Here is a 23,415-nt window from a genome sequence, read left to right on the forward strand (position 1 = left end):
GTGGACCTACCGCGTCGTCGCCGCCGGGGCCGGGGCGTACCCCGTCGGCCGGGCCGTGAAGGTGCCGCGGCCCTGGGTCCGGCTGCGCAGCCGGGTCGCGTAGCCGAACAGTTCGGCCAGCGGCACGGTAGCGGTGACCACCGCCGAACCGCCGCGCACGGCCGAGTCGGTGACCCGCCCGCGCCGCGCCGCCAGATCGCCGAGCACCCCGCCGACGGCGTCCTCGGGCACGGTCACCGTGACCTCGACGACCGGCTCCAGCACGACCATCGCACAGCCCCGCAGGGCTTCCCGCAGCCCGAGCCGGCCGGCCGTGCGGAAGGCCGTCTCGGACGAGTCCTTCACATGGGTCGCCCCGTCGGTCAGGGTGACCCGCAGCCCGGTGACCGGATGCCCGCCCACCGGCCCCTCGGCGAGAGCGTCCCGGCAGCCGGCCTCGACCGCGCGGACGTACTCCTGCGGCACCCGTCCGCCGACGACGGTCGAACGGAACGTGAAACCGGTTTCGGCGGCACCTTCCGCCTCAGCCGCGCCGACCGGCTCGACGTCGAGCACGATCTGCGCGAACTGCCCGGCCCCACCGTCCTGTTTGACATGCCGGAAGACCAGGCCGGAGACCCCGCGGGCGACCGTCTCGCGATAGGTCACCCTCGGACGCCCCACGTTCACCTCCAGACCGAGGCTGCGCCGGATCTTCTCCACCGCGACCTCCAGGTGCAGTTCCCCCATGCCCGACAGCACCGTCTGACCGGTCTCCGGGTCGGTCCGGACGACCAGCGAGGGGTCCTCCTCGGCCAGCCGGGCGAGCGCCGAGACCAGCCGGTCGGCGTCGGTGCTCGCCCGCGCCTCGACCGCCACGGAGACGACCGGGTCGGCGACCCCGGGCGGTTCGAGAACGACCGGGGCCCCCGGCGCGCTCAGCGTCGAACCCGCACGGGCCGACTTGAGCCCGATCACGGCCACGATGTCCCCGGCGACCGCGCGTTCCAGCTGGGCATGCCGGTCGGCCTGCACCCGCAGGATCCGGCCGATCCGCTCGACGCGCCGCGTACCGGACTCCCACACCGCGTCTCCTTTCTCGATCGTGCCCGAGTACACCCGCAGATAGGTGAGCCGTCCCGTGGGGGTGGCGGCGACCTTGAACGCGAGGGCCGCGAACGGTGCGGCGGGGTCGGCGGGTCGTCGTTCGCCTACGGCGTCCTGCATACCGTCGGCAGTCGCGGGCGCCGGGTCTGTGGTTTCGTGCAGACCGTGGACGGTGGCGTGCCTACCGTCGGCGGCATATCGCATACCGTCGCCGTCACCGTGCGGCGCGCCGACGGCAGATTGCATACCGCCGACCGCGTCCCGCATACCGCCCACGGCATGTCGCATACCGTCGGCGCCACCAGGCACACCGCATACCGGCGGCACGTCCGACGGCGACGGCAGATACGCGACGACGGCGTCGAGCAGCGGTTCGATGCCGCGATTGCGGTAGGCCGAACCGCACAGCACGACCACCGCGTCGCCCGCGCGGGTGAGCTCGCGCAGGGCGCCGGAGAGGGTCGCGGCCGAGAGCGTCTCCCGGTCGCAGAACTCCTCCAGCGCGGCCGGGTGCCGCTCCGCCACGGCCTCCTCCAGCAGCCGGCGCCGGCGCAGCGCCTCGTCGCGGAGGCCCTCCGGCACGACGTCCTCGACGGCTGCCTCGCCGCCGTCGATCCAGGTCAGCGCCCGCATGCGCAGCAGGTCGACGACGCCGGTGAAGCCGTCCTCCGCGCCGATCGGCAGTTGCACGACCAGCGGGACGGGGTGCAGCCGTTCCCGGATCGACGCCACCGCGGCGTCGAGGTCGGCGCCCACCCGGTCGAGCTTGTTGACGAACGCGATCCTCGGTACGCCGTGCCGGTCGGCCTGCCTCCACACGGACTCGCTCTGCGGCTCCACGCCCGCGACCGCGTCGAACACCGCCACCGCTCCGTCGAGCACCCGCAGGGACCGCTCCACCTCGTCGGCGAAGTCGACATGCCCGGGGGTGTCGATCAGGTTGATGCGGTGACCGTCCCAGTCGCAGCTGACGGCCGCGGCGAAGATGGTGATCCCGCGGTCGCGCTCCTGGGGGTCGAAGTCGGTGATGGTCGTGCCGTCGTGGACCTCGCCGCGCTTGTGCGTGGTCCCGGTGGCATACAGGATCCGCTCCGTGACGGTGGTCTTGCCTGCGTCGACGTGGGCGAGGATGCCCAGGTTGCGCACGGCGGAGAGAGGACGGTCGAGGTGGTTGCGCACGGCCCTTGGCCTTTCGGGGTGTTTCCGAGATACGGGCAGCGCGATTTCCGGACGTACGCGGGGCACGGGGTGGACGTGCCGATGCGCCAACGCGCTGACGTGCCGTCAGAAACGGCACGTCAGCGGCACATCGGTGTGCTCGGACGCTCGTCAGGACATCCGGTGCCGGCCGCGCAGCGAGCACCGGACAGACGAAGACACGAGGATCACCTCGTAGCGGGAGCGGGGAGCGACGACAGCGGTGTGGTCACGCATGGCCGGGCTCCCCTCGTTCGTCTCGGTACCGCGCCGCCCGTGTCGTGGGCCGCGCTCGGTGCTGGCGAGTGTAGGGGCGAACGGGCCCTCTCCGCACGTGATTTGTCGCGCCGTTCCGCCGCCTTCCCGGCTCCGCTCCACCCCCGTCCGACCGACGGGGGGTGCCGGGAGCACGCCCCGTCGATCAGAGTGCCGTGGCCCGCGCAGCCGGGTAGAACCGCCTCCGCACCCGGCGCAGCCACGCGTCGGCGGCCGTCTCGTCGGGCTGTTCCGGCAGCACGCTGCGCGTCTCGGCGAACGCCTCCTCGAAACCGCGCAGCAACGGCAGCGCGGCCGCGGGATCGGCCGCGACCCGCTCGCCGAACGCGTGGTAGCTCTCGGGATCGTCGACCCGGATCGTCAACCGCCCGGTGGCGTACAGCTCGAAGCCCTGGGTGCACAGCCGCTTGAGGTGACGGGCGTGCTTGGCGCTGCGTCTGCGGGTCTCGGCGGCGTGCGGGCCCTCGCTGCGGCTCTGCAGCTTCCGGAACTGCTGCGTGGCGTAGCCCAGATAGGCGTCCTTGACCCGGCGTGCGCTCAGCAAGGTCCCCCGGAGGCCTATGAGTTCCTCGCCGAGCGGGGAGCGCACCTCGTACAGCTCGTCCGGCAGCCAGACGAGTTCCATCACCGTCGGGTTGCCGCCGAGGGCGAGCCGGCACCACTTCGCGGCCTCGTGCAGGGTGCGGTCGGGTGCCGTGCTGACGTGCGACTCCTTCGGCTGGTGCAGGCCGTGCAGGTCCTCGGTGGGGGCGGCGAACATGCCGAGGCGGTCCACGTCGGAGCCCTCGTGGGCGAGCCCGTAGGCGGTCGAGCCGACGATTCCGGACAGCAGGATGTTGGTGACGGTCACAGGTGCCCCCGGTCGTTCCCCGATGGTGATCACCTGCCCCCGTGGCCGGGCGGCAGGACCGCCATGATGCCCCGGCTCCGGCCCGGCCCACCGCGCATTTTCCAGGGCGTGCGGTCCGCTCCGCCCGGTCCCGGCCCTCCGCCCCGCCCCGCCCGCCGCTTCACCCGTACGGATCAGTGCGCTGGTAGAGCGGCCCGGCCGGTGGTGCCGTGTAGGGGCAGAGCCAGCACCGCACGAGCCCACAGGGTGCCCGGGAAGCACCCAGGTCGACGAGAGGAAACCCTCGGGAACCCGCCCGGGGCGCGCGCCCACGCGGGGACCGGCCCCGCCCCGCCCCGTCCCCGAACCGTCCTCAGGAGGTATCCGTGACCAGCCCTCGCCTGTCGTCCCGCCCGTCCACCCCGCCGCGTCCCGCCGGGCCGCCCGGTCCGGCCGGTCCGACGCGTCCCGGCCGTCCGACGCGGGTGCTGGCCGTCGCCCTGGCCGTCGGAACGCTGCTCGCGACCGCGGCCTGCTCCGACGACGGGGACGACAGCGCGTCGGCCGACAGCAGCACCACGGCCTCCGCGACCCCGTCCGCCGGACAAGGGACCGCCTCCGCGTCCCCCACGGTCACCCCGCTCACCTCGGCCGGCGCGCAGACGGCGCTGATCACAGCGGGCGACCTCGAGGACAACTGGACGCAGGTGAAGACGGCGGCCAGCTGGCGCGACCGGATGCTCATCGGCACGGTGGACGCCGCCCAGTTCCTCACCGGCAAGACGCAGGCCGCCGACTGCCAGCGACTGCTCGACGGGCTCTACGACGAAGACCTCCTGGGCGCCCCGCCCGGCCCGTCGGCTCTCACCGGCTTCACCGAGGGCGAGTCCCGGCTGCTCTACCAGGTCGCCGCCTACAAGCCGGCCAGCCTTGACCAGTCGTTCGACTGGCTCAAGACGCTGCCGACCGCGTGCGACCAGTTCAACGCGGTCGGCTCCGACGGCTCCACCCGCACCGTTCAGGTCGTCACGGCCTCCCTGCCCAAGGCGGGCGACACGCGGCAGGGCCTCACCGTGACCGTGGCGGGCCCCTCCGGCGGGACCCCGGTCACCCTCACCATGGACGTAGCCGTCGTACGGGTCGGGGACGACGCGATCACGGTCACCAACGGCGGCACCGACGGAGCGGACCACGACAGCACCGAGGCCGCCGTCACCCACGGCACCACCCGGCTCAAGGACGTACAGGAGGGGCGGACCCCGGCGTCCGAGCCGAGCGAGTTCGACTGAGCACGCCGGTCCGGCCGGAGCCGAGCGAGTTCGACCGAGCACGCCGGTCCGGCCGAGCGCCACCCCGCTCCGGCCGGGTCTCGCCGGATCCCAATCCCGCCTTCTTCCTCACCTCAGAACCATGTGACATATTACTGCCGTGACCAAGCGACCGAGTGGTGACGTCGTGGTCGTCGGCGCCGGCATGGTGGGCGCCGCCTGCGCGCTGTACGCGGCCCGTTGCGGACTGGACGTGATCCTGGTCGACCGGGGTCCGGTGGCCGGCGGCACGACCGGGGCGGGAGAGGGCAACCTCCTCGTGTCCGACAAGGAGCCCGGCCCCGAGCTCCGACTGGCCCTGCTGTCGGCCCGCTTGTGGGGTGAGCTGGCCCAAGAACTGGGCGCGGCCGTCGAGTACGAGCCCAAGGGCGGCCTCGTCGCCGCCTCCACGCCGGAGTCGCTCGCCGCCCTGACGGACCTGGCGGCCGGGCAGCGCGCGGCCGGGGTGAAGGCAAGCAACATCCGGGCAGATCAACTCCAGGAACTGGAACCGTACTTGGCACCCGGCCTGGCGGGCGGGGTGCTGTACCCCCAGGACGCCCAGGTGATGCCGACCCTCGCCGCGGCCCACCTCGTACGGGCGTCGGGTGCGCGCCTGGAGACGGGTCGCACGGTGACACGGATCCTGCGCGAGCCCGCGGGCGCCGTACGGGGCGTACGGACCGACCGGGGGGACATCCTGGCGCCGGCCGTGGTGAACGCGGCCGGGACCTGGGGGGCCGAGGTCGCCGCACGGGCGGGGGTCCGGCTGCCCGTGCTCCCCCGCCGGGGCTTCGTCCTGGTCACCGAGCCGCTGCCGCGCCGGGTGCGGCACAAGGTGTACGCGGCCGACTACGTGGCCGACGTGGCGAGCGACTCGGCCGCCCTGCAGACCTCACCGGTCGTCGAGGGGACCGCCGCCGGGCCCGTGCTCATCGGCGCGAGCCGCGAACGGGTGGGATTCGACCGGTCGTTCGCCCTGCCCGTCGTCCGCGCTCTCGCGGCGGGCGCGACACGCCTGTTCCCGTTCCTGGAGCATGTACGGGCGATGCGCGCCTACCTCGGTTTCCGCCCCTACCTGCCCGACCACCTGCCCGCCGTCGGGCCCGACCCACGCGTGCCCGGGCTGTTCCACGCCTGCGGACACGAGGGCGCGGGCATCGGCCTCGCGACCGGCACCGGCCACCTGATCGCGCAGACACTCACCGGCCGACACCCGGAGCTGGACCTGACACCGTTCCGCCCCGACCGCTTCGACCGCCCCGACCGCTTCCCCGAGGAGGCCGCGCCATGGACCCCCTGAAGCTGACCCGGGCCCGCCCCGGCGCCCCGTTCACCGTGCACTTCGACGGCAGGGCGATCCAGGCGTTGCCCGGTCAGACGATCGCCGCCGCACTGTGGGCGTCCGGCGTCACGGCCTGGCGCACCACGCGGGGCGAGGGGCGGGCGCGCGGGGTCTTCTGCGGGATCGGCGTGTGCTTCGACTGCCTGGTGACCGTCGACGGCCGCCCCGGCCGACGGGCCTGCCTGGTGACGGCCGTGCCGGGCGCGGACGTCCGTACGCAGGTGGGGACGGGGCACGAGGACGCGGGCAGCGGGGAATCGGCTCACGAGGAAGCAGCGGGCAGCGAGGAATCGGGTCACGAGGAATCGGGTCACGAGGAGGCAGCGGGCCGTGATGACTGAGCGTCGCCCGGTGCTGGCGGTGATCGGCGCGGGACCCGCCGGCGTCGCCGCCGCCCTGGCGGCCGCTGAGCGGGACGTGCGGGTGGCCCTGATCGACTCCGCCGCCGAGGCGGGCGGGCAGTTCTACCGGCAGCCCGCTCCAGGACTCGGCGCGCTGCGCCCCCGCGCCCTCCATCACCGGTGGCGCACCTGGGAGCGGCTGCGTGCCGGTCTCGACGCCCACCTCGCCACCGGACGGATCACGCACCTGAGCGATCGTCATGTGTGGTGCGTGGAAACCGGATCCGGAGGCTTCCTCGTGCACGCGCTGACCGGTCCGGAGCAGGAGGAGTCCGTCACGGTCCGCGCCGACGGGGTGGTGCTGGCGACCGGCGGCTACGAGAAGGTCCTGCCGTTCCCGGGCTGGACACTGCCCGGCGTGGTCACGGCGGGAGGCGCCCAGGCGCTGCTGAAGGGCGGGCTCGTCCTGCCCGGCCGTGCCGCGGTCGTGGCCGGCACGGGACCTCTGCTGCTTCCCGTGGCCACCGGCCTCGCCACCGCGGGCGCCCGGGTCGTCGCCCTGGTGGAGTCGGCCGGCCCGAGGGACTTCGCGCGCCTGGCGCGGACCTGGTCCGGCACCCCCGCGAAGCTCGCCGAGGGCGCCGCCCATACAGGCCGACTCCTGCGTCATCGTGTGTCGGTGATGGCCCGTCACGCCGTTCTGGAGGCACACGGCGCCGAGCGTCTGGAGTCCGTCACCGTCGCCGCACTGGACTCCGCGGGCAGGCCGAGGCCCGGCACGCAGCGAAGCGTCGTCTGCGACACCCTCGCCGTGGGGCACGGCCTGCTGCCGCACACCGATCTCGCGGACGGACTCGGCTGCCGCCTCGACGGACCGGGCGTGCGCGTCGACGACGAGCAGCGCACCGACGTCCCCGGCGTCTGGGCCGCCGGGGAGACCACGGGGACCGGCGGCTCGGCGCTGTCGCTGGCCGAGGGGCACATCGCCGGACGGTCGGCGGCCGCCAGGCTGACGGGCGCGGTGCCCGACCCGCGGGAATGGGCCCCCGCCGCGCGCGCCCGCACCCGGCTGCGGTCGTCCTTCGCGGCACTGGACGCCGCGTACGCCGCCCGGCCCGTCCGGTGGACGGAACAGGTCACGGACGAGACGGTCGTGTGCCGCTGCGAGGAGGTCACCGCCGGTGCGGTCCGCGAGGCCGTCGGCGCACTCGGCGCGGGTGACCTGCGCACCGTGAAACTGCTGACCCGGGCCGGGATGGGCTGGTGCCAGGGCCGCGTGTGCGAACCCGGAGTGGCCGGCGTCGCGGGCTGCGCACCCACTCCGGCACGACGCCTGCTGGCCCGTCCTGTGCCTCTGGGCGTACTGGCCGCCCCGCCCGATCCCCTCGACCCCATCGGCCCCATCGGCCCCACTGACGGCATCGACGGCATCGACGGCAGCGATCGGCAGTGATATGTCACACATCACGAATGGAGGGCCCGACCGCATGGCCACCACCCCCGCCTCTCCCCCTTCTCCCGGCGCCTCCCCGCGCCGACCTTGGCGTGGCGTCCTCGTCGCCACCGCGCTCCCCCTCCGCGAGGACCTCTCCGTCGACTACGACCGGTACGCCGAGCACTGCGCCTGGCTCGTGGCGAACGGCTGCGACGGCGTCGTGCCCAACGGCTCCCTGGGCGAGTACCAGGTGCTCACCCCCGAGGAACGCGCCCGGGTGGTGGAGACCGCGGTGGCCGCGATCGGCGGTGAGCGCGTGATGCCCGGCGTCGCCGCGTACGGCTCGGCGGAGGCCCGGCGTTGGACCGAGCAGGCGGCCGGGGCGGGCTGCGCGGCCGTGATGCTGCTCCCGCCCAACGCCTACCGCGCGGACGAGCGTGCCGTCGTGGCCCACTACGCGGAAGTCGCCGCGGCGGGTCTGCCGGTCGTGGCGTACAACAACCCGATCGACACCAAGGTCGACCTCGTCCCCGAGCTGCTGGCCCGGCTGCACGGCGAGGGCCACATCCACGGCGTCAAGGAGTTCTCGGGGGACGTCCGCCGCGCCTACCGGATCGCCGAACTCGCCCCGGAACTAGACTTGTTGATCGGCGCTGACGATGTACTGCTGGAGCTGGCGGTGGCGGGCGCCAAGGGCTGGGTGGCCGGTTACCCCAACGCCCTGCCGACATCGTGCGTGGAGCTGTACCGGGCCGCCGTCGCCGGTGATCTCACCGCCGCGCTTCCCCTCTACCGCCGGCTGCACCCACTGCTGCGCTGGGACTCACGGGTGGAGTTCGTCCAGGCGATCAAGCTCTCGATGGACGTCGTGGGACGCCACGGCGGCGGCTGCCGCCCGCCACGGGTCCCCCTGCTGCCGGAACAGGAAGCGGTCGTCCGCGCGGCCACCGAGAAGGCCGTCGCGGCCGGTTCGGCGTGACGGCGGAACCACTCGTCCGCGAGGCCGGCGGCTCAACTTCCCGAGCAAGGAGGACCCTTCGTGCGCAGCAAGCTCGTCCTGCACGCCGTCGACTCGCACACCGAGGGCATGCCCACCCGGGTGATCACCGGTGGGGTCGGCACCGTTCCCGGCGCGACGATGAACGAACGACGGCTCCACTTCCGTGAACACCGCGACGACATCAAGCAGTTGCTGATGAACGAGCCGCGCGGTCACGCCGCCATGAGCGGCGCGATCCTCCAGCCGTCCACCCGACCGGACTGTGACTGGGGCGTCGTCTACATCGAGGTCTCGGGCTATCTGCCGATGTGCGGGCACGGCACGATCGGGGTGGCGACGGTGCTCGTCGAGACGGGCATGGTCGAGGTCGTCGAACCGGTCACCACCATCCGCCTGGACACCCCGGCCGGGCCCGTCGTCGCCGAGGTGGCGGTCGAGGACGGCGCGGCCACCTCCGTGACCTTGCGCAACGTCCCCTCCTTCGCCGTCGCCCTGGACCGCACGGCCACGCTGCCCGACGGCCGTACCGTGACGTACGACCTGGCGTACGGCGGCAACTTCTACGCGATCCTGCCGCTGGAGGAGTTCGGGCTGCCCTTCGACCGCGCACGCAAGGACGACATCCTGCGCGCCGGCCTGTCACTCATGGAGGTGATCAACGCCGAGCAGGAGCCCGTGCACCCCGAAGACCCCTCCATCCGCGGGTGTCACCACGTCCACCTGTACGCACCCGGCGCCACCGCCCGTCATTCCCGGCACGCGATGGCCATCCACCCCGGCTGGTTCGACCGCTCCCCCTGCGGTACGGGGACGAGCGCCCGGATGGCGCAGCTGCACGCGCGGGGCGAACTGCCGTTGCACACCGAGTTCGTCAACGAGTCCTTCATCGGCACCCGCTTCACGGGCCGGCTCCTCGGCACGACCGAGGTCGCCGGCCGCCCGGCCGTCCTGCCTAGCTTCACCGGCCGTGCCTGGATCACGGGTACGGCCCAGTACCTTCTGGACCCGACGGACCCGTTCCCGGCGGGGTTCGTGCTCTGACACCACCACTGCCGGACCTGCCACCACCGCCGTACGTCCCGGACCATGACGCACCTCCCACCGCCGCCCGCAGGCCAGCGCCGCCCTCAGACCAGCGCCGCCCGCAGACCAGCGCTCCCGCGCCGTCGCGACGGACGGACCGACGTCGTGGCCGTCGGCGTCTCGCCCCGGTCGTCGTCGCCGGCCGGGGTGAGACGTGACATGGCACAGTGCACTGGTTCAGAGTGACATGGCACCGTCCGCACCGAGGAGACCCACCATGGCCGCCGCCCGGCGCACCAGCAGCCAGACCCCCGCCGCATCCTCCGCATCCAGCACGTCCGGCGCACCAGGCGCACGCAGCACCCCCGCCGCACAGGTATCAGCACCATCACCAGCAGCGGAGGCGGCAGCGGCAGCGGCAGCGGCAGCGCCCCGAGCGACGCATGCGGCACAGGATGCGGCTCCCCCGTCCGCGCCCGCGCTCCCCGTGCTCGGCGGTCGGCGGAGCAGCTACCGCGAGCGGGTCGCCGATGCCCTGCGGGCCGCGCTGATCGCGGGTGAGCTGCTGCCCGGCGAGGTGTACTCGGCGCCCGCCCTGGCCGCCCGATTCGGCGTCTCGGCGACACCCGTACGCGAGGCGATGCTCGACCTGGCGAAGGAGGGCCTGGTCGACGCCGTCCCGAACAAGGGGTTCCGGGTCACCGAGGTCTCCGACCGGCAGTTGGACGAGTACACGCACGTCCGCGCCCTCATCGAGATCCCCACGGTGGTGGCGCTGGCGACGACCGCCGACCCGGTGTCCCTGGAGGCGTTGCGGCCGGCCGCCCGGGAGATCGTCGCCGCGGCGGTGGCGGGCGACCTCATCGCGTACGTCGAGGCCGACACCCGCTTCCACCTGGGCCTGCTCGCGCTGGCGGGCAACGCCCATCTCGTCGAGGTCGTCCGCGAACTGCGCGGCCGGGCACGTCTGTACGGTCTGACCGCGCTGTCCGCCTCGGGCCGTCTGCTGGCCTCCGCGGACGAGCACCTGGAGTTGCTGGACGCCCTGCTGTCCCGCGACGAGCGGGCCGTGCGGGCGGTCATGACGCGCCATCTGGGGCACGTGCGGGGACTGTGGGCCTCGGCTCGCGAGTAGCGACTCGCCCCGGAGTGGGCGGCTCGCCCCACGACCTCCCCTCTACCCGTCCCCTCTCCTCGCGCCACCTCTGCCCCGGGATCACGCCTGTGATCCTTGTCGCTGGTGTGCGGCGCGTGGAGGGAGTACCGAACGGGCATCTACTTGCCCGTGCGAAAGGATGGTGTCGATTCCGTGGGGGAACGTGTGAGCCTGTGTCTGATCGGTGCGGGTCTGTCCGGGCTGGCCGCGGCACACGCCCTGAAGTCCGAGGGCCTCGACTTCGTCTGCCTCGAGAAGGCGTCCGACGTCGGCGGGCTCTGGCGGCAGCCGGGGGCCGGTGAACGCGGTCCGGGCTACCTGTCGCTCCACCTCAACACCAACAAGCAGCTGACCGGTTACGCCGCCCGTCCGATGCCGGCCGAATATCCCGTCTATCCGCGGCACAGCCAACTCGCGGACTATCTGCGCTCGTTCGCCGAGTGGGCCGGCCTGCTGGACCACATCGAGCTGGAGACGACCGTCGAGTCGGTGCGCCGGGCGCCCGACGGCTCCTGGACGGTCGTCAGCCGGGATGCGCAAGGCACGTGCACGACAAGGGACTTCACCCATGTGATCGTCGCGTCGGGGCACAACACCGAGCCGGTCCTGCCCCCTGCCCCACCGGGTTCCGAGACCTTCAAAGGAACGATTCTCCACGCGCTGGACTACCGCGACGGCAGCGATTACGCGGGGCAGCGTGTCGTGGTCGTGGGACTCGGCGCCTCGGCGGTGGACATCGCCGCCGACCTCTCCCGGTACGCCGCGCAGACCGTCCTCTCCGTGCGACGGGGCCTGCACATCCTGCCCAAGCAGCTCTTCGGCATGCCCTTGGACGATGTCGCCGAGGCGCCGTGGTGGACAGCCATGTCCCTGGCGGAGCAGCGCCGGTTCATCGAGCAGTCCCTGCTCGTCGCCCGCGGGAAGCTCTCGGACTACGGCCTGCCCGAGCCGGACCACCCGATCTTCGCCTCGGCCGTGACCATCTCCGACGAGATCCTCAGCCGGATACGCCACGGCGGGGTCGTCCCCAAGCCCGCGATCGACTTCGTCGACGAGGGCCGGGTGGTCTTCACCGACGGCACGTCCGTGCCCGCCGACGCGATCGTCCACTGCACCGGGTACCGGATGGCGCATCCCTTCCTGCCGCCGGGCTGCCCGATCGGCCCGCAGGGCTCGGTGGAGCTGTACAAGCGGGTGGTCGCGCCCGACCACCCCGGTCTGCACTTCATCGGCCTGGTCCGCCCGCACGGCTCGGTCACCCGTCTCGTGGAGGCCCAGGCACGCTGGGTCGCCCGGCTCGTGGCCGGCAAGGCGGTCCTGCCGGAGCCGGATGTCATGCGCAAGGAGATCGCCGCCTATCTGGGCGGCATCGCCGGCCAGTACGGCCGGTCGCAGGGTGCGTCGATCCAGGTCGACGTGGCGCCTTACCTGGAGGAGCTGCGCAACGAGTGACGCCCGGTCGGCGACGCCGGCGGCCGGGCACCGGATCCCGTGCGGTGCGCCGAGAGGCCGCCCGGGCGGTCTGGGCGGCTCACGTGGGTACTGCTCGTGGGGCGAGGGGAGCGGTTCGACGACGTCGGCGTACGGCTCCCCCCGAGGTGGTGTTCCGGGGCGGTGTTCCGGAGTGCTGTCGTACCGCCGATTCCGCGGGGGCCGCTGTGCCACGGGGCCGTTAGTTCAGCGGGTGCTGTTCCACGGGCCGAGGTTCAGCGGGCGCTGTTCGACAGATGCCGTTCTACGGGGTTCCCGGGGACCCGTGGGCGGTACCGATCCGCCGAGCCCGCGGCGACCGCCGTTCGGTCACAGCCTCGGCGGAGAGAGTGACGGCGGGCAGGGGTGCGGTGGGCAGCGGGTCGGCAGGAGGTGCCACCGCCGGCGGGCGGACCTCGTACGCCTCCGAGGAGAGATAGGTCATGACCCGCGGCGGACGGCCCCGCTGATGGGCCAGGCCGAGATAGGCGACCAGTCCCACACCGTCCTCGGGCCGCCGCAGCGTGACGGCGGCCGAGGCGCGCAGCACCGGTGCCGGGTCGATGCCGTGGTGGCCGAGCAGCGACTTCGCCCGGTCCAGGGCCTCGCCGTCGTGCCGGGCGTAGTCCCGCACCGGGATGTAGAGGGTGAATCCGCTCGGCTCACCGCTGCCCGGGTCGGTGAAGGCGTGGCAGCTCTGGACGGGGCGGCGCGCGAGCCGCGGTTCCCCTCCTCCCCCGGCCCCCTTCCCCGCTCCGGCGCCGCCGCCCGCGCCTCCTCCGACGCCGACCCCTTCGGCATCGGTGCCGGCATCGGGGCCGGGCCCGGTCACGATGCGGAAGAACTCCTCGATCTCCGCGCGGCCCGGGCCGCCGTCCATGCGGGACAGCGTGCTCGCCCGCGCGGCCGACAGGTCGTGGTGCGCGAGGTAGACCTTGACCCGTGGCTCCGCCCAGTCCCCAAGGTCCAGGGCGAAGAACAGGTGACGGTCGCCTTCGGGCAGCGCGTCGAACGCCTCCCGGTAGCCGAGTCGTTTCAGGGCTTTCCGTACGGTTTTCGCGGCACGTCTCTCCCCGGAGGCCGCGGGGTTCAGATAGGCCTTGACCTTGGGGACTCCACCGGGACGGAGTTCCAGCGCGCACCACAGCGCCAGGGGGCCCGCGGGTGAGGACGGGAAGAAGAGATCCGCGAGATCGTCGAGCCGGTCGGTGGTGAAGCCCCAGCGCTTCCCCATCCCGCGCAGCACCCGCAGGCCGGTGCGGCCGCCTTCGCCCAGGTCACCGGTGCCGGATCCGGGCTCCAGCAGCACCCGCAGGGTCGGCGCCGCGCCCGGTTCGCAGGAGAGGGAGAACTCCACCGGGGTGTGGTCGTCGGACAGGAAGCTGTGGCTGGGCGGCGGCAGGTCCAGGGGCCGCTGGGCGACGTCGCCCAGGGCCTCGAGGAGTGTGCGCGCGTAGAACTCGGAGTCGTCCCCGGGCAACCCCGCGATCTCACCCAGGCTCAGCAGCTGATGTGCCACGTGGCCACCGAGCGTCCCCGGGCGCGCGGCATGCGGGGCACCCCGAAGCTCGTGACCGGCGGCGGTCATCGGGGCTCTCCCGCGGGAACGATGCGGGCAAGAAGATACCCGCCGGGGGAGGCGGGTATCAGGGGGTGCACGACGGGCGGATGTTGTATGAAAACGGCGTCGGTGGATATGTGGTCCACGACACCTCCTCTGATGTGTGAGCAACACGGAATGCCGCGTTCCTCACTACCCCTGAGGTTGAATCGTCATGCAGTGGTGTGGAGTTGACGGGTGTTGTGTGAATCACCTCGTCAGCCAGTTGAGGAACTGGCTCCATACGCCTCCGCGTTCACCCCTGCCACCCGTCGGGGTCGGCTGCTGACGCGTGGGGGCTTCAGGATGCGCCGGGGCGGGCCTCTGCACGATCCGCACCGGGGTGAACTTGGCGGGCAGCGCGGTGAGACCCCGGTTGAAGGGGCCCGGTCGCCAGGTCAGGCTCTCCGACGGTACGGCGAGCTCGACGTCCGGAAGCTTGTTGAGCAGGTTCTCGATGGCCGTCACGGTGATCTGCCGGGCCGGCTCCTTGGACGGGCAGGCGTGCGGGCCCGCGCTCCACGCCAGATGGGCGCGGTTGCTGCCCGCCTTGCGGGCCGCCGTCAGCGCCGGACCGGTGTTGGCCGCGGCGAAGCTGACCAGGACCAGGTCACCGGCATGGAGCTTCTGACCGGCGAACTCCATGTCGGAGGCCGGGTAGTGCGGCGCGAGGTTCTGCATGGGCGGGTTCTCCCACAGCGTGTCGTCGATCGCCTCGTCGATCAGACCGCCCTGGTGGGCGTACGCGTCGTGGGTGAGCAGCCGGTGCAGGGTGTTGCCTATCAGGTTGCGCAGCGGCTCGTTGCCCGCCACCAGCAGAAGGGCGATCTGGTGGACCAGTTCCTCGTCGGTGAGCTTGGCCTGGTGTTCCATCAGCCACGAGGGGACGTCGTCGCCCGGCTTCGCGCGCTTGAGGGCGACCAGTTCGCCGATGGCGCCGAACATCACGCCGACCGCCTGCTCGGCGTTCACGCCGTCGAACATGCCGGTGATGCCGAACACGACACGGTCGCCGATGTCGGCGGTGCAGCCGAAGAGCTCGTTGAACACGAAGAGCGGCAGCTGCTTGGCGTAGTCGCCGAGCAGATCGGCCGAGCCCCGCGAACCGAACTGGGAGAGAAGGTAGTTGGAGACCTGCTCGGTGGTCCGGCTGAGCTTGCGGGAGTCGACGCGCGCCATGCTGTCGGTGATCGCCTGACGCAGCCTCAGGTGGTCCGCGCCGTCGGTGAACATGGCGTTGGGCCGGTACGACAGCAGGGGCACGACCGGGCTGTCCGGGGAGACCCGGCCTTCGTTGAGGTCACGCCAGCGGCGCGCGTCCTTGCGGAACGCGCCGGAGTCCTGCAGCAGTTGCAGGGCGAAGGCGTAGTCCGTGATGAGGGTGGCCTCGACTCCCGGAGCGAGTTCGACCGGCGCGGTCGGCCCGAAGTGACGCAGGTAGGTGTAGTAGGCCTGCGGGTCGGCGGCGAACTCCATGCCGTGCAGGGGCACTCGGCCGCCGGCCTGATGCGCCGGGCACCCGGGCGGGGGCACGGGTGCGGTGGGTTGGTCCATGTCTGCTCCTAGTGTGCACGGTCCTGGAGATGGCGGACGAGGGTGATCAGCGCTTCGGCCGACGACCGCTCGTCCCGCGCGTCGCAGGTGACGACGGGGGTGTCGTCGAGGAGATCCAGGGCGTCGCGCAGCGCCGTCTCGTCCCGCAGGGGGGTGCCGTCGAAGTGGTTGACGGCGATGGCGTAGTCGAGTCCGTACTGCTCGATGAGGTCGATCACCGCGAAGGAGTCCGCGAGCCGCTCGGGGTCCACGAGCACCAGCGCGCCGAGCGCGCCACGCGCCATGTCCTCCCACATCTGCACGAAACGCTGCTGACCCGGCGTTCCGAACAGGTACAGCACGACACGGTCGCTGATGGTCAGACGGCCGAAGTCCATGGCGACCGTGGTCGTGGTCTTGCCCTGGACTCCTTTGAGGTCGTCGACCGACTCGGCTGCCCGCGTCATCGTCTCCTCGGTGGTCAGCGGCTCGATCTCGGAGATCGCCCCGATGAACGTGGTCTTGCCGACCGCGAAGTGACCCACGACGAGGATCTTCACCGCCGTCTGCGTCGCCCCGTCACGGACGTAGGCCTGCTCATCCAAACTTGGCCCTGAGACCATTCAGCACCTCCTCCAGGATGTCCCGGTCGGCGAGGGGAGCCCGCTGGACCGGCGGGCGCGTGATGAGGTAGCCGCCTTCGGTGAGGGCGGCGAGGAGGATCTTCACCACGCCCAGGGGCAGTTGGGTGTGCCCGGCGATCTCGGCGACCGAGAGGTAGCCGGCCGAGCACAGGTCCAGCAGGTTCTGTTCCTCGGGGGACAGGCGCGTCGGCCGCTGCTCGTGATCGGCGGCGGCCGTGACCAGGGTGATGAGGGAGAGCTGCCCCTCGTCGGGCAGCCCGCGCCCCTTGGTAATGACGTACGGACGCACTAACTCCGGCGTCTGCGGCTCCAGTTCGTCGAAGCCGTTCATGACCGCGCGCCGAGGTTCTCGCGCGGCGGTGTCGTCAGCGCCTTGCCGAGCTGCCCGACGAGCTGCTGCATCCGGAAGGTGATGTCCGCCATGTCGACGTCCGGCGAGGCGGAGACACCCAGATAGGCGCCTTCACCGGCGGAGATCAGAAAGACCCAGCCCCCGTCGAACTCGACCAGCGTCTGCCGCCACCCCATCTGCGGGTCCTCGCAGAAGAACGCGAGCGAGCGGCTCAGCGACTGCACCCCGCTCATCGCGGCGGCCACCCGGTCCGCGTCGTCCTTGTCGAAGTCCTGCGTCCGTGCCATCAACAGGCCGTCCGCGGAGATGAGGACTGCATGCAGGGCCCCAGGTATCTCCAAGGCACTGTCAAGCATCCATGACAGATCGTCGTTCACGAGACCTCATGCCCTTCGCTGCCAGCACCACGGGTGCTGCTCGACTTTTCCACGGGACTCGCAGGCGTGGCCCGGCCCGACTGGGTGCCCCGCTGGAAGGCGCCCATGATCGCCGCCGTCTCGGCGCCCGAGCGGGCGGGAGTGGACGCGGACGCGCTGCCGGGCACGATGGCCATGGGCCGCTTGCGACGCCGCTTCGGCAGGCCGTCGGCGGTGGTGGTGCCGGTGGAAAGCCCGCCTTCCGGGCCGCCGCGGGCCGGGGCGGCGACGGTGGGAACGACCGGAGCCGGTTCCTTCTGCTCGGGCGCGTTGGTGAGCAGGTCGTGCGGCAGGAGGAGCACCGCCCGGACGCCTCCGTAGGGAGAGGTGGAGTCCACCGACACCTCGAAGCCGAAGCGCTCGCTGAGCACGCCGATCACCGCGAATCCGAACTGCGGCGGGTTGCCCAGCGCGGAAACACCCGAGACGCGCTGGCTCGACAGCAGTTTGTCGGCACGGGCGCGCTCTTCGTCGTTCATACCGACACCGGCGTCGTCGACGACGATGCAAATACCCTTGGGCACGGTACGGATGTTGATTTCGACGACCGTGTCCGGGCTGGAATAGCTCGTCGCGTTGTCGAGCAGTTCGGCGAGGGCCAGCGCGACCGGTTCGACCGCACGGCTCGTGATGCCGAAATCGACCTGCGAGAGGATTTCGACCCGCCGGTAATGGCGAACCCTGCCCTGCGCGCTGCGTACCACGTCGTACACGGACGCGACATCACGCGCGCGTCCCAGCCAGCCGTCGCAGAGAACGGCGATGGACTGGGCCCGCCGACCGAACTGCGAGTTCGTGTGGTCGATCTCCAGGAGGTCCTGGAGAATTACCGACTCGCCATATTTGGTCTGCAGCCGGGAAACAATCAACTGCTGTTCCGCGGCAAGGCCCTGAAGGGTCCGCATCGCGGACTTCAGGACCGTTTTCGTAGCCTCTTCGGCTCGTTCCTGAGCTGCCTCGACGGATTGCGCGTACTCGTTCTCCAACGCGGAGTAGTGAGACTTGAGCCCCGCGATCTCCTGCCGCAAGGCGCGCGCCGCCCTGCGCTGGCGAACGATGAGGGCGACTGCGACGAGTACGGCCACAAGGAGAGCCCAGAGTACCGGGTTCTGTATGTAATGCGTCATAAGACTCTCTTCAGGCGACTGACGGCCAGTTGCTGAATTCCCGTCAATGCGGGTGGACCGGCGGACCGCCCGCATCGACGGGGTGACCGCCCGGACTGTCCCCGTAGTCGGAGATGTCGTCTTGCACCCATCCGCCCGCTCTACAAGCGAGCGTGATCGTATCACCACAAGATGGAGTCACAGACCGTCAATATGCGGACCGAGGTGAACATTGACGGATCGTCAGCGACACCTGGGAGCAACGGCGGAGTGGCCGGGAAGTGGCCCCACGAGCGGGCCGGCACACAGCGAGGCAGGACAACCGATAAACGGGCTTCCGCGACATTCCGGAGGCAAGGGATACGGAAACAACAAAACCCGCATCCGGCGCGACGCCGAGTGCGGGTAATTGACCGTTCACCGAGCGAGATTCGCTCGGTACGGAGAGTGAGAGTGTCCGAGGGGGGACTTGAACCCCCACGCCCGATAAAGGGCACTAGCACCTCAAGCTAGCGCGTCTGCCATTCCGCCACCCGGACCAGGTGTTGCCGCTGCGTGCGTTCTCCCCGCGGCGACAGGGACAACAATACCAAGCTTTCGGAGTGGGTCTCACCTGCATATCCGCTGGCCGAACGGGTCGCGGGACCGAAACGCGAAGCCCTCACACCGGGTGACCGGGTGGTCACTTCCCCGTCGGCTGCTCGTCGACCAGCATCCGCAGCGCCCGCAGCAACGCGGTCGCCGCCTGCTCGTCCAGCGGGGCGAGGAACCGGCGCTCCGCGGCCCGCCGCGCCGCCTCGGCCCGCTCCAGGCAGGCCAGGCCCGCGTCGGTGAGCCGGACGATGTTCCGGCGGCGGTCCCGAGGACTGCGCCGCCGCTGCACCAGCCCGTGGTCCTCCAGCCCGTCGACGAGGGCCACCATCGTGGTGCGGTCGACGCCGAGCCGCCCCGCCACCTCGGCCTGCGACAGCCTTTCCTCACCGGCGACCACCACCAGGACCGCCAGCTCGCGGCCGTCGACCCCGTACGGCACGAGCGCCTCCGCGGACTTCCTGGCCAGCCTCGCCTGCGCGTGCCGGAGGAGGTGGCCGAGCCGGCCGTCCTGGGACCCGGCCTCCGCTTCCCGATCACTCACCATGGCCCGAGCGTAGCGATCCGTACCCCTCACTGATCGTCTGCCGCCCTGACGATCAGCCTGACGAGCGAGGCCTCCGGGGCCGACGTGACCGGCCGTGTCCGGGCCTGTCCGGACCTGAGCGGACGCGACCGGGCCGCCCTCGGAGCGGCGGACGGATCACCGGCCGGGGCTGCGACGACGCCTCCGCGGCGAGCGGACCGTCCGGCAGGTGGGCAGGTCCTCGGCTGGTCCGGCCCGCTAAGGGTCCGGCGGGCGGTCGGGCCCGCCGGACGGTCAGGGCATCAGCCGGTAGTCCGGGAAGTTGCCGGGCAGCCGCTCCCCCGTCGGCCCCTGGGTCACCGCGCGCACCAGCAGCTCCCCGCCGACGAACGCGCCCCGCCAGGACGCGCCGCATCCGCCGAAGAGCTCGTCGCGGTCGCCGCGGGAGCGGGCCGTGCCGTGGCCCACCTTGAACGCGCGGATCTGCGGGGCGAGACGGTCGTAGGTGCTCCGGTCGTCGGTCGACAGCGTGGCGACGAGTGCGCCGTTGGACGCGTTCATGGCGGCGAGCAGCTCCGCCTCGGTGTCGACCAGGACGATGGTGTCGACCGGGCCGAACGGCTCCGCGTGGTGCAGCGGCGAGGACGGCGGTGGTCCGAGGAGCGTGACGGGCTGGACGTACGCCGAGGTGTCCTGGCCGGGCAGGAAGCGGGCGTCGGCCGGTCGGCCGCGGTGCAGCGGGACGGCGCCCCGGTCGATGGCCTCGGCGATCCGGTCGTGCAGTTCCTCGGCCTTGGCCGCGTTGATCACGGGCCCGAAGTCCAGCCGGGGATACGGGTCGTCGCACTTCTCCACGGCCAGCGGATGCCCGACAGTCAGCGTGCGCACCGCCGGGAGGTATGCCGCCAGGAACTCGTCGAACAGCGCGCGCTGGACGACGAAGCGCGGATACGCCGTGCAGCGTTGTTTGCCGTAGTCGAAGAGCTTGGGCACCGCCGCGGCGAGGGTCTGCCAGTCCGAATAGTTCCAGATGCCCCAAGTGTTGAGTCCTTCCTGCTCGAGTACGTGCCGCTTGCCGAGGTCGGCGACGGCCGTGGCCACCGCGGCGCCGGTGTCGCGGCCGCCGACGAAGGAGACACAGCCGATCTCGGGCGCCCGGACCAGCGCCGGCGACAGCTCGCCGCCGCTGCCGCTGACGAGGGTGATCGGGACGCCTTCGCGCGCGGCGAGCGCACAGGCCAGCGTCAGACAGGCGACGCCGCCGTCGGTCGGGGTCTTGGCGATGACCGCGTTGCCTGCCAGTGCCTGTACCAGCACGGCGTGAACGAGCACGCTCATCGGGTAGTTCCAGCTCGCGATGTTCGACACCGGGCCGTCCAGCGGTGCCCGCCCGTCCAGCATGGGTTCGATGCCGTCGACGTACCAGCGCACGCCGTCGACGGCCCGGTCGACATCGGCCTGCGCGAGACGCCAGGGCTTGCCGATCTCCCAGACGAGGAGCAGGGCGAGGAGTTCGCGGTGTTCGGCCAGGGCGTCGAGGGTGGCCGCGATACGGGCGCGCCGCTCCCCCAGCGGGACGTGCCGCCAGGCGCGGTGCTGGTCCAGGCCCGCGCGTACGGCCCGGTGGGCGGTGACCCCGTCCAGCCGGGGCGGCCCGGCGATCGGAGCGCCGTCGACGGGGCCGGTGGCCGGCAGCGTCCGGCCGTCGGCCTGCCAGGAGGCGTTCCAGAGGTTGAGGACCCGGTCGTCGCGGAAGGCCTCGGGGGCGGCGGCGAGACACCGCCGCCAGGTGTCGTTCCAGGACGTGCCGGATTTGAGGGTGAGGGTGGTCGTCATGGGGATGCTCCGCTCTCGGTGCACAGTCGGGGGCGGGGTGGCGCATGGCCACGGAGCACGCCGGCGGGACGCGGCGGCTCCGGCGGATATGCCGGTGACGGCACGTCACCTTCTAGGCGGGCGGCGTCCCTTCACCCAGTACGGCGAGGACGAGACGGGCGGTCTCCGTCGGCGTGGCGCCCACCCGCACGCCCGCCGCCTCCAGCGCCGCCTTCTTCGCCCGCGCGGTCCCCGCGGAGCCGGAGACGATCGCGCCCGCGTGTCCCATGGTCTTGCCCTCGGGCGCGGTGAAGCCGGCGATGTAGCCGACGACGGGTTTGGTGACGTGCTCGCGGATGTAGGCGGCCGCTCGTTCCTCCGCGTCGCCGCCGATCTCACCTATGAGGACGACGAGTTCGGTGTCGGAATCCTCCTCGAAGGCGGCCAGGCAGTCGATGTGGCTGGTGCCGACGACCGGGTCGCCGCCGATGCCGACGCAGGTGGAGAAGCCGATGTCGCGCAGCTCGTGCATGAGTTGGTAGGTGAGGGTGCCGGACTTGGAGACCAGGCCGATGCGCCCCGGCTTGGTGATGTCGGCCGGGATGATGCCCGCATGGGACTGGCCGGGGGTGATCAGGCCGGGGCAGTTGGGGCCGATGACGCGTGTTCCGCGTGCCGCCGCGAACGCGGTGAAGGCGACGGAGTCGTGCACCGGGATGCCCTCGGTGATGACGACGGCGAGGCCGATCCCGGCGTCCGCCGCCTCGATGACAGCTGCTTTGGCGAAGGCGGGCGGCACGAAGACGACGGTGACATCGGCGCCGGTCGACTGCATGCCGTCGACGACCGACCCGAAGACGGGCACCGCACGGTCGTCGAAGTCGACGGACCGGCCCGCTCTGCGCGGGTTGACCCCGCCGACGACGTTCGTGCCGGCCGCGAGCATCCGCCGGGTGTGCTTCATGCCCTCGGCGCCGGTCATGCCCTGGACGAGGACCTTGCTCTCCTTGGTGAGGTAGATGGCCATGGCGTCGTCTCCTCAGACTGCGGTGGCGAGTTCGGCGGCACGGCGGGCGGCGCCGTCCATGGTGGTGGCCTGCTGGACCAGCGGATGCCGGAGGGTGTCGAGGATCGCGCGCCCCCGGGCCGCGTTGTTCCCGTCGAGCCGGACGACGAGCGGTTTGGTCAGCCGTACGGTGTCCAGGGCGCGCACGATGCCCTCGGCGACCGCGTCACACGCGGTGATGCCGCCGAAGACGTTGACGAGAACCGACTTCACGGCGGGGTCGGAGAGGACGACCGACAGTCCGTCCGCCATGATCCCGGCGGACGCGCCGCCGCCGATGTCGAGGAAGTCGGCCGGGCGGGCGCCGCAGCCGGCGACGACGTCGAGGGTCGCCATGACGAGTCCGGCGCCGTTGCCGATGACGCCGACCTCGCCGTCCAGTTTGACGTAGGTGAGGCCCTTGGCCGCGGCCGCCGCCTCCAGCGGGTCACCGTGCGCGGTGGCCTCCGCGCCCCGACGTGACTGCCGGAAGGACGCGTTGTCGTCCAGGGTGACCTTGCCGTCGAGGGCGAGGATCTGCCCCTGCCGGGTGCGGACGAGCGGGTTGACCTCGACGAGGAGGGCGTCCTCCCGGACCAGCACCTGCCACAGCCGCACGAGGACGTCCGCGGTCCGCGCGGGCAGTCCGGCCGCGGCGGCGATCTCGCCGGCCTTCGCCGAAGTGACGCCCCGCGCCGGATCGACGGGGATGCGGGCGACCGCCTCGGGCCGGGTGGCCGCGACCTCCTCGATCTCCATGCCCCCCTCGGCCGAGGCGATGGCGAGGAAGCGGCCGGCCGCGCGGTCCAGCACATAGGAGACGTAGAACTCCGCCTCGATGTCCACGGGTTGGGCGAGCATCACCGTGGCGACCGTGTGCCCCTTGATGTCCATGCCGAGCATCTGCCGGGCCGTCAGTTCGGCAGCGGCCGGATCGGCGGCTCGCCTGACGCCCCCCGCCTTGCCCCGGCCGCCCGTCTTGACCTGGGCCTTCACCACCACCCGCCCACCGAGGCGACGGGCGATCTCGCGCGCCTCCTTGGGCGAGTCGGTGATCTCGGCCCTGGGGACCAGGATGCCGTGTTCCGCGAAGAGTTCCCTTGCCTGGTGCTCGTACAGGTCCATCTCGGCTCCCGTCTGTGAAGTCGAATCCGAAGTGGGCCGCGCCTGCGCGAGGCCCGACTCCGATGACCGAAAGTGCCGCACGCCCCCTGGACACCACCCATCGGATGCGGGATAACAAGCTTCATACAGTATTCGTCGACTGTATGCAATGTACCGCGAGAGCCTTCCACCCCCCTACGAAGGGACGGGACTTCGCC

At 72.0% G+C, this 23,415-nt stretch carries 20 protein-coding genes and 1 tRNA gene; 8 read left to right on the forward strand and 13 right to left on the reverse strand.

The features are described from left to right. Window positions 1–6 precede the first annotated feature (6 nt). Window positions 7–2,265 (reverse strand): elongation factor G, encoded by a 2,259-nt coding sequence (locus J2X68_RS14610; RefSeq protein WP_310432947.1) that lies wholly within the window; start codon window positions 2,263–2,265, stop codon window positions 7–9. A 439-nt stretch (window positions 2,266–2,704) separates the two neighbouring features. Further along, window positions 2,705–3,409, reverse strand: coding sequence for a DNA polymerase beta superfamily protein (locus tag J2X68_RS14615; RefSeq protein WP_310432948.1), 705 nt, complete (start codon window positions 3,407–3,409; stop codon window positions 2,705–2,707). 464 nt (window positions 3,410–3,873) lie between these two features. On the opposite strand from J2X68_RS14615, the gene J2X68_RS14620 reads away from it, so the two are divergent. From J2X68_RS14620 to J2X68_RS14655, 8 genes are all read left to right on the forward strand, one after another. After that, window positions 3,874–4,677, forward strand: a complete 804-nt coding sequence (locus J2X68_RS14620) for a hypothetical protein (protein ID WP_310433085.1) — start codon at window positions 3,874–3,876, stop codon at window positions 4,675–4,677. A 139-nt stretch (window positions 4,678–4,816) separates the two neighbouring features. Continuing rightward, on the forward strand, window positions 4,817–5,998 hold the full coding sequence (locus J2X68_RS14625; protein WP_310432949.1) for an FAD-binding oxidoreductase: 1,182 nt from the start codon (window positions 4,817–4,819) through the stop codon (window positions 5,996–5,998). Continuing rightward, window positions 5,986–6,381, forward strand: coding sequence for a (2Fe-2S)-binding protein (locus tag J2X68_RS14630; RefSeq protein WP_310432950.1), 396 nt, complete (start codon window positions 5,986–5,988; stop codon window positions 6,379–6,381). Before J2X68_RS14625 ends, J2X68_RS14630 begins: the two co-directional genes overlap by 13 nt. Further along, on the forward strand, window positions 6,374–7,834 hold the full coding sequence (locus tag J2X68_RS14635; protein WP_310432951.1) for an NAD(P)/FAD-dependent oxidoreductase: 1,461 nt from the start codon (window positions 6,374–6,376) through the stop codon (window positions 7,832–7,834). Before J2X68_RS14630 ends, J2X68_RS14635 begins: the two co-directional genes overlap by 8 nt. A gap of 34 nt (window positions 7,835–7,868) precedes the next feature. Then, window positions 7,869–8,795, forward strand: a complete 927-nt coding sequence (locus tag J2X68_RS14640; protein WP_310432952.1) for a dihydrodipicolinate synthase family protein — start codon at window positions 7,869–7,871, stop codon at window positions 8,793–8,795. A 60-nt stretch (window positions 8,796–8,855) separates the two neighbouring features. Then, entirely contained in the window at window positions 8,856–9,857 is a 1,002-nt protein-coding gene (locus J2X68_RS14645) for a proline racemase family protein (RefSeq protein WP_310432953.1), read from the forward strand. Between the two features lie 469 nt (window positions 9,858–10,326). Further along, entirely contained in the window at window positions 10,327–10,974 is a 648-nt protein-coding gene (locus J2X68_RS14650) for a GntR family transcriptional regulator (protein ID WP_310432954.1), read from the forward strand. Between the two features lie 186 nt (window positions 10,975–11,160). Next, complete coding sequence (locus J2X68_RS14655) at window positions 11,161–12,447, forward strand: NAD(P)-binding domain-containing protein (protein WP_310433086.1); 1,287 nt, start codon at window positions 11,161–11,163, stop codon at window positions 12,445–12,447. 283 nt (window positions 12,448–12,730) lie between these two features. On the opposite strand, the gene J2X68_RS14660 is transcribed toward J2X68_RS14655, so the two are convergent. From J2X68_RS14660 to sucC, 11 genes are all read right to left on the reverse strand, one after another. Continuing rightward, a complete protein-coding gene (locus tag J2X68_RS14660; RefSeq protein ID WP_310432955.1) occupies window positions 12,731–13,984 on the reverse strand; it encodes a tryptophan dimethylallyltransferase family protein in 1,254 nt (417 codons plus the stop codon). 291 nt (window positions 13,985–14,275) lie between these two features. Further along, window positions 14,276–15,619, reverse strand: a complete 1,344-nt coding sequence (locus J2X68_RS14665) for a cytochrome P450 (RefSeq protein ID WP_310432956.1) — start codon at window positions 15,617–15,619, stop codon at window positions 14,276–14,278. 8 nt (window positions 15,620–15,627) lie between these two features. Beyond that, the gene (locus J2X68_RS14670) at window positions 15,628–16,221 is read right to left on the reverse strand and encodes an ATP/GTP-binding protein (RefSeq protein WP_310432957.1); all 594 of its coding nucleotides are present in this window, start codon (window positions 16,219–16,221) and stop codon (window positions 15,628–15,630) included. Continuing rightward, on the reverse strand, window positions 16,196–16,573 hold the full coding sequence (locus J2X68_RS14675) for a DUF742 domain-containing protein (RefSeq protein ID WP_020125672.1): 378 nt from the start codon (window positions 16,571–16,573) through the stop codon (window positions 16,196–16,198). Before J2X68_RS14675 ends, J2X68_RS14670 begins: the two co-directional genes overlap by 26 nt. After that, window positions 16,570–16,971 (reverse strand): roadblock/LC7 domain-containing protein, encoded by a 402-nt coding sequence (locus J2X68_RS14680; protein WP_020125671.1) that lies wholly within the window; start codon window positions 16,969–16,971, stop codon window positions 16,570–16,572. Before J2X68_RS14680 ends, J2X68_RS14675 begins: the two co-directional genes overlap by 4 nt. Continuing rightward, the gene (locus J2X68_RS14685) at window positions 16,968–18,137 is read right to left on the reverse strand and encodes an ATP-binding protein (protein WP_310432958.1); all 1,170 of its coding nucleotides are present in this window, start codon (window positions 18,135–18,137) and stop codon (window positions 16,968–16,970) included. The genes J2X68_RS14680 and J2X68_RS14685 overlap by 4 nt, the downstream gene beginning before the upstream one ends. Before the next feature lie 433 nt (window positions 18,138–18,570). Further along, window positions 18,571–18,655 (reverse strand) — tRNA-Leu (locus tag J2X68_RS14690). A gap of 143 nt (window positions 18,656–18,798) precedes the next feature. Continuing rightward, a complete protein-coding gene (locus tag J2X68_RS14695; protein ID WP_310432959.1) occupies window positions 18,799–19,254 on the reverse strand; it encodes a MarR family winged helix-turn-helix transcriptional regulator in 456 nt (151 codons plus the stop codon). A gap of 273 nt (window positions 19,255–19,527) precedes the next feature. Next, the gene (locus J2X68_RS14700; protein ID WP_310432960.1) at window positions 19,528–21,069 is read right to left on the reverse strand and encodes an aldehyde dehydrogenase family protein; all 1,542 of its coding nucleotides are present in this window, start codon (window positions 21,067–21,069) and stop codon (window positions 19,528–19,530) included. Between the two features lie 112 nt (window positions 21,070–21,181). Further along, on the reverse strand, window positions 21,182–22,075 hold the full coding sequence (gene sucD, locus J2X68_RS14705) for a succinate--CoA ligase subunit alpha (protein WP_310432961.1): 894 nt from the start codon (window positions 22,073–22,075) through the stop codon (window positions 21,182–21,184). A 12-nt stretch (window positions 22,076–22,087) separates the two neighbouring features. Continuing rightward, complete coding sequence (gene sucC / locus J2X68_RS14710) at window positions 22,088–23,218, reverse strand: ADP-forming succinate--CoA ligase subunit beta (protein WP_310432962.1); 1,131 nt, start codon at window positions 23,216–23,218, stop codon at window positions 22,088–22,090. Window positions 23,219–23,415: the final 197 nt, after the last annotated feature.

Origin of the sequence: Streptomyces sp. 3330, from assembly GCF_031456635.1 — a bacterium.
In the GTDB taxonomy this organism is placed as follows: Bacteria; Actinomycetota; Actinomycetes; order Streptomycetales; family Streptomycetaceae; genus Streptomyces.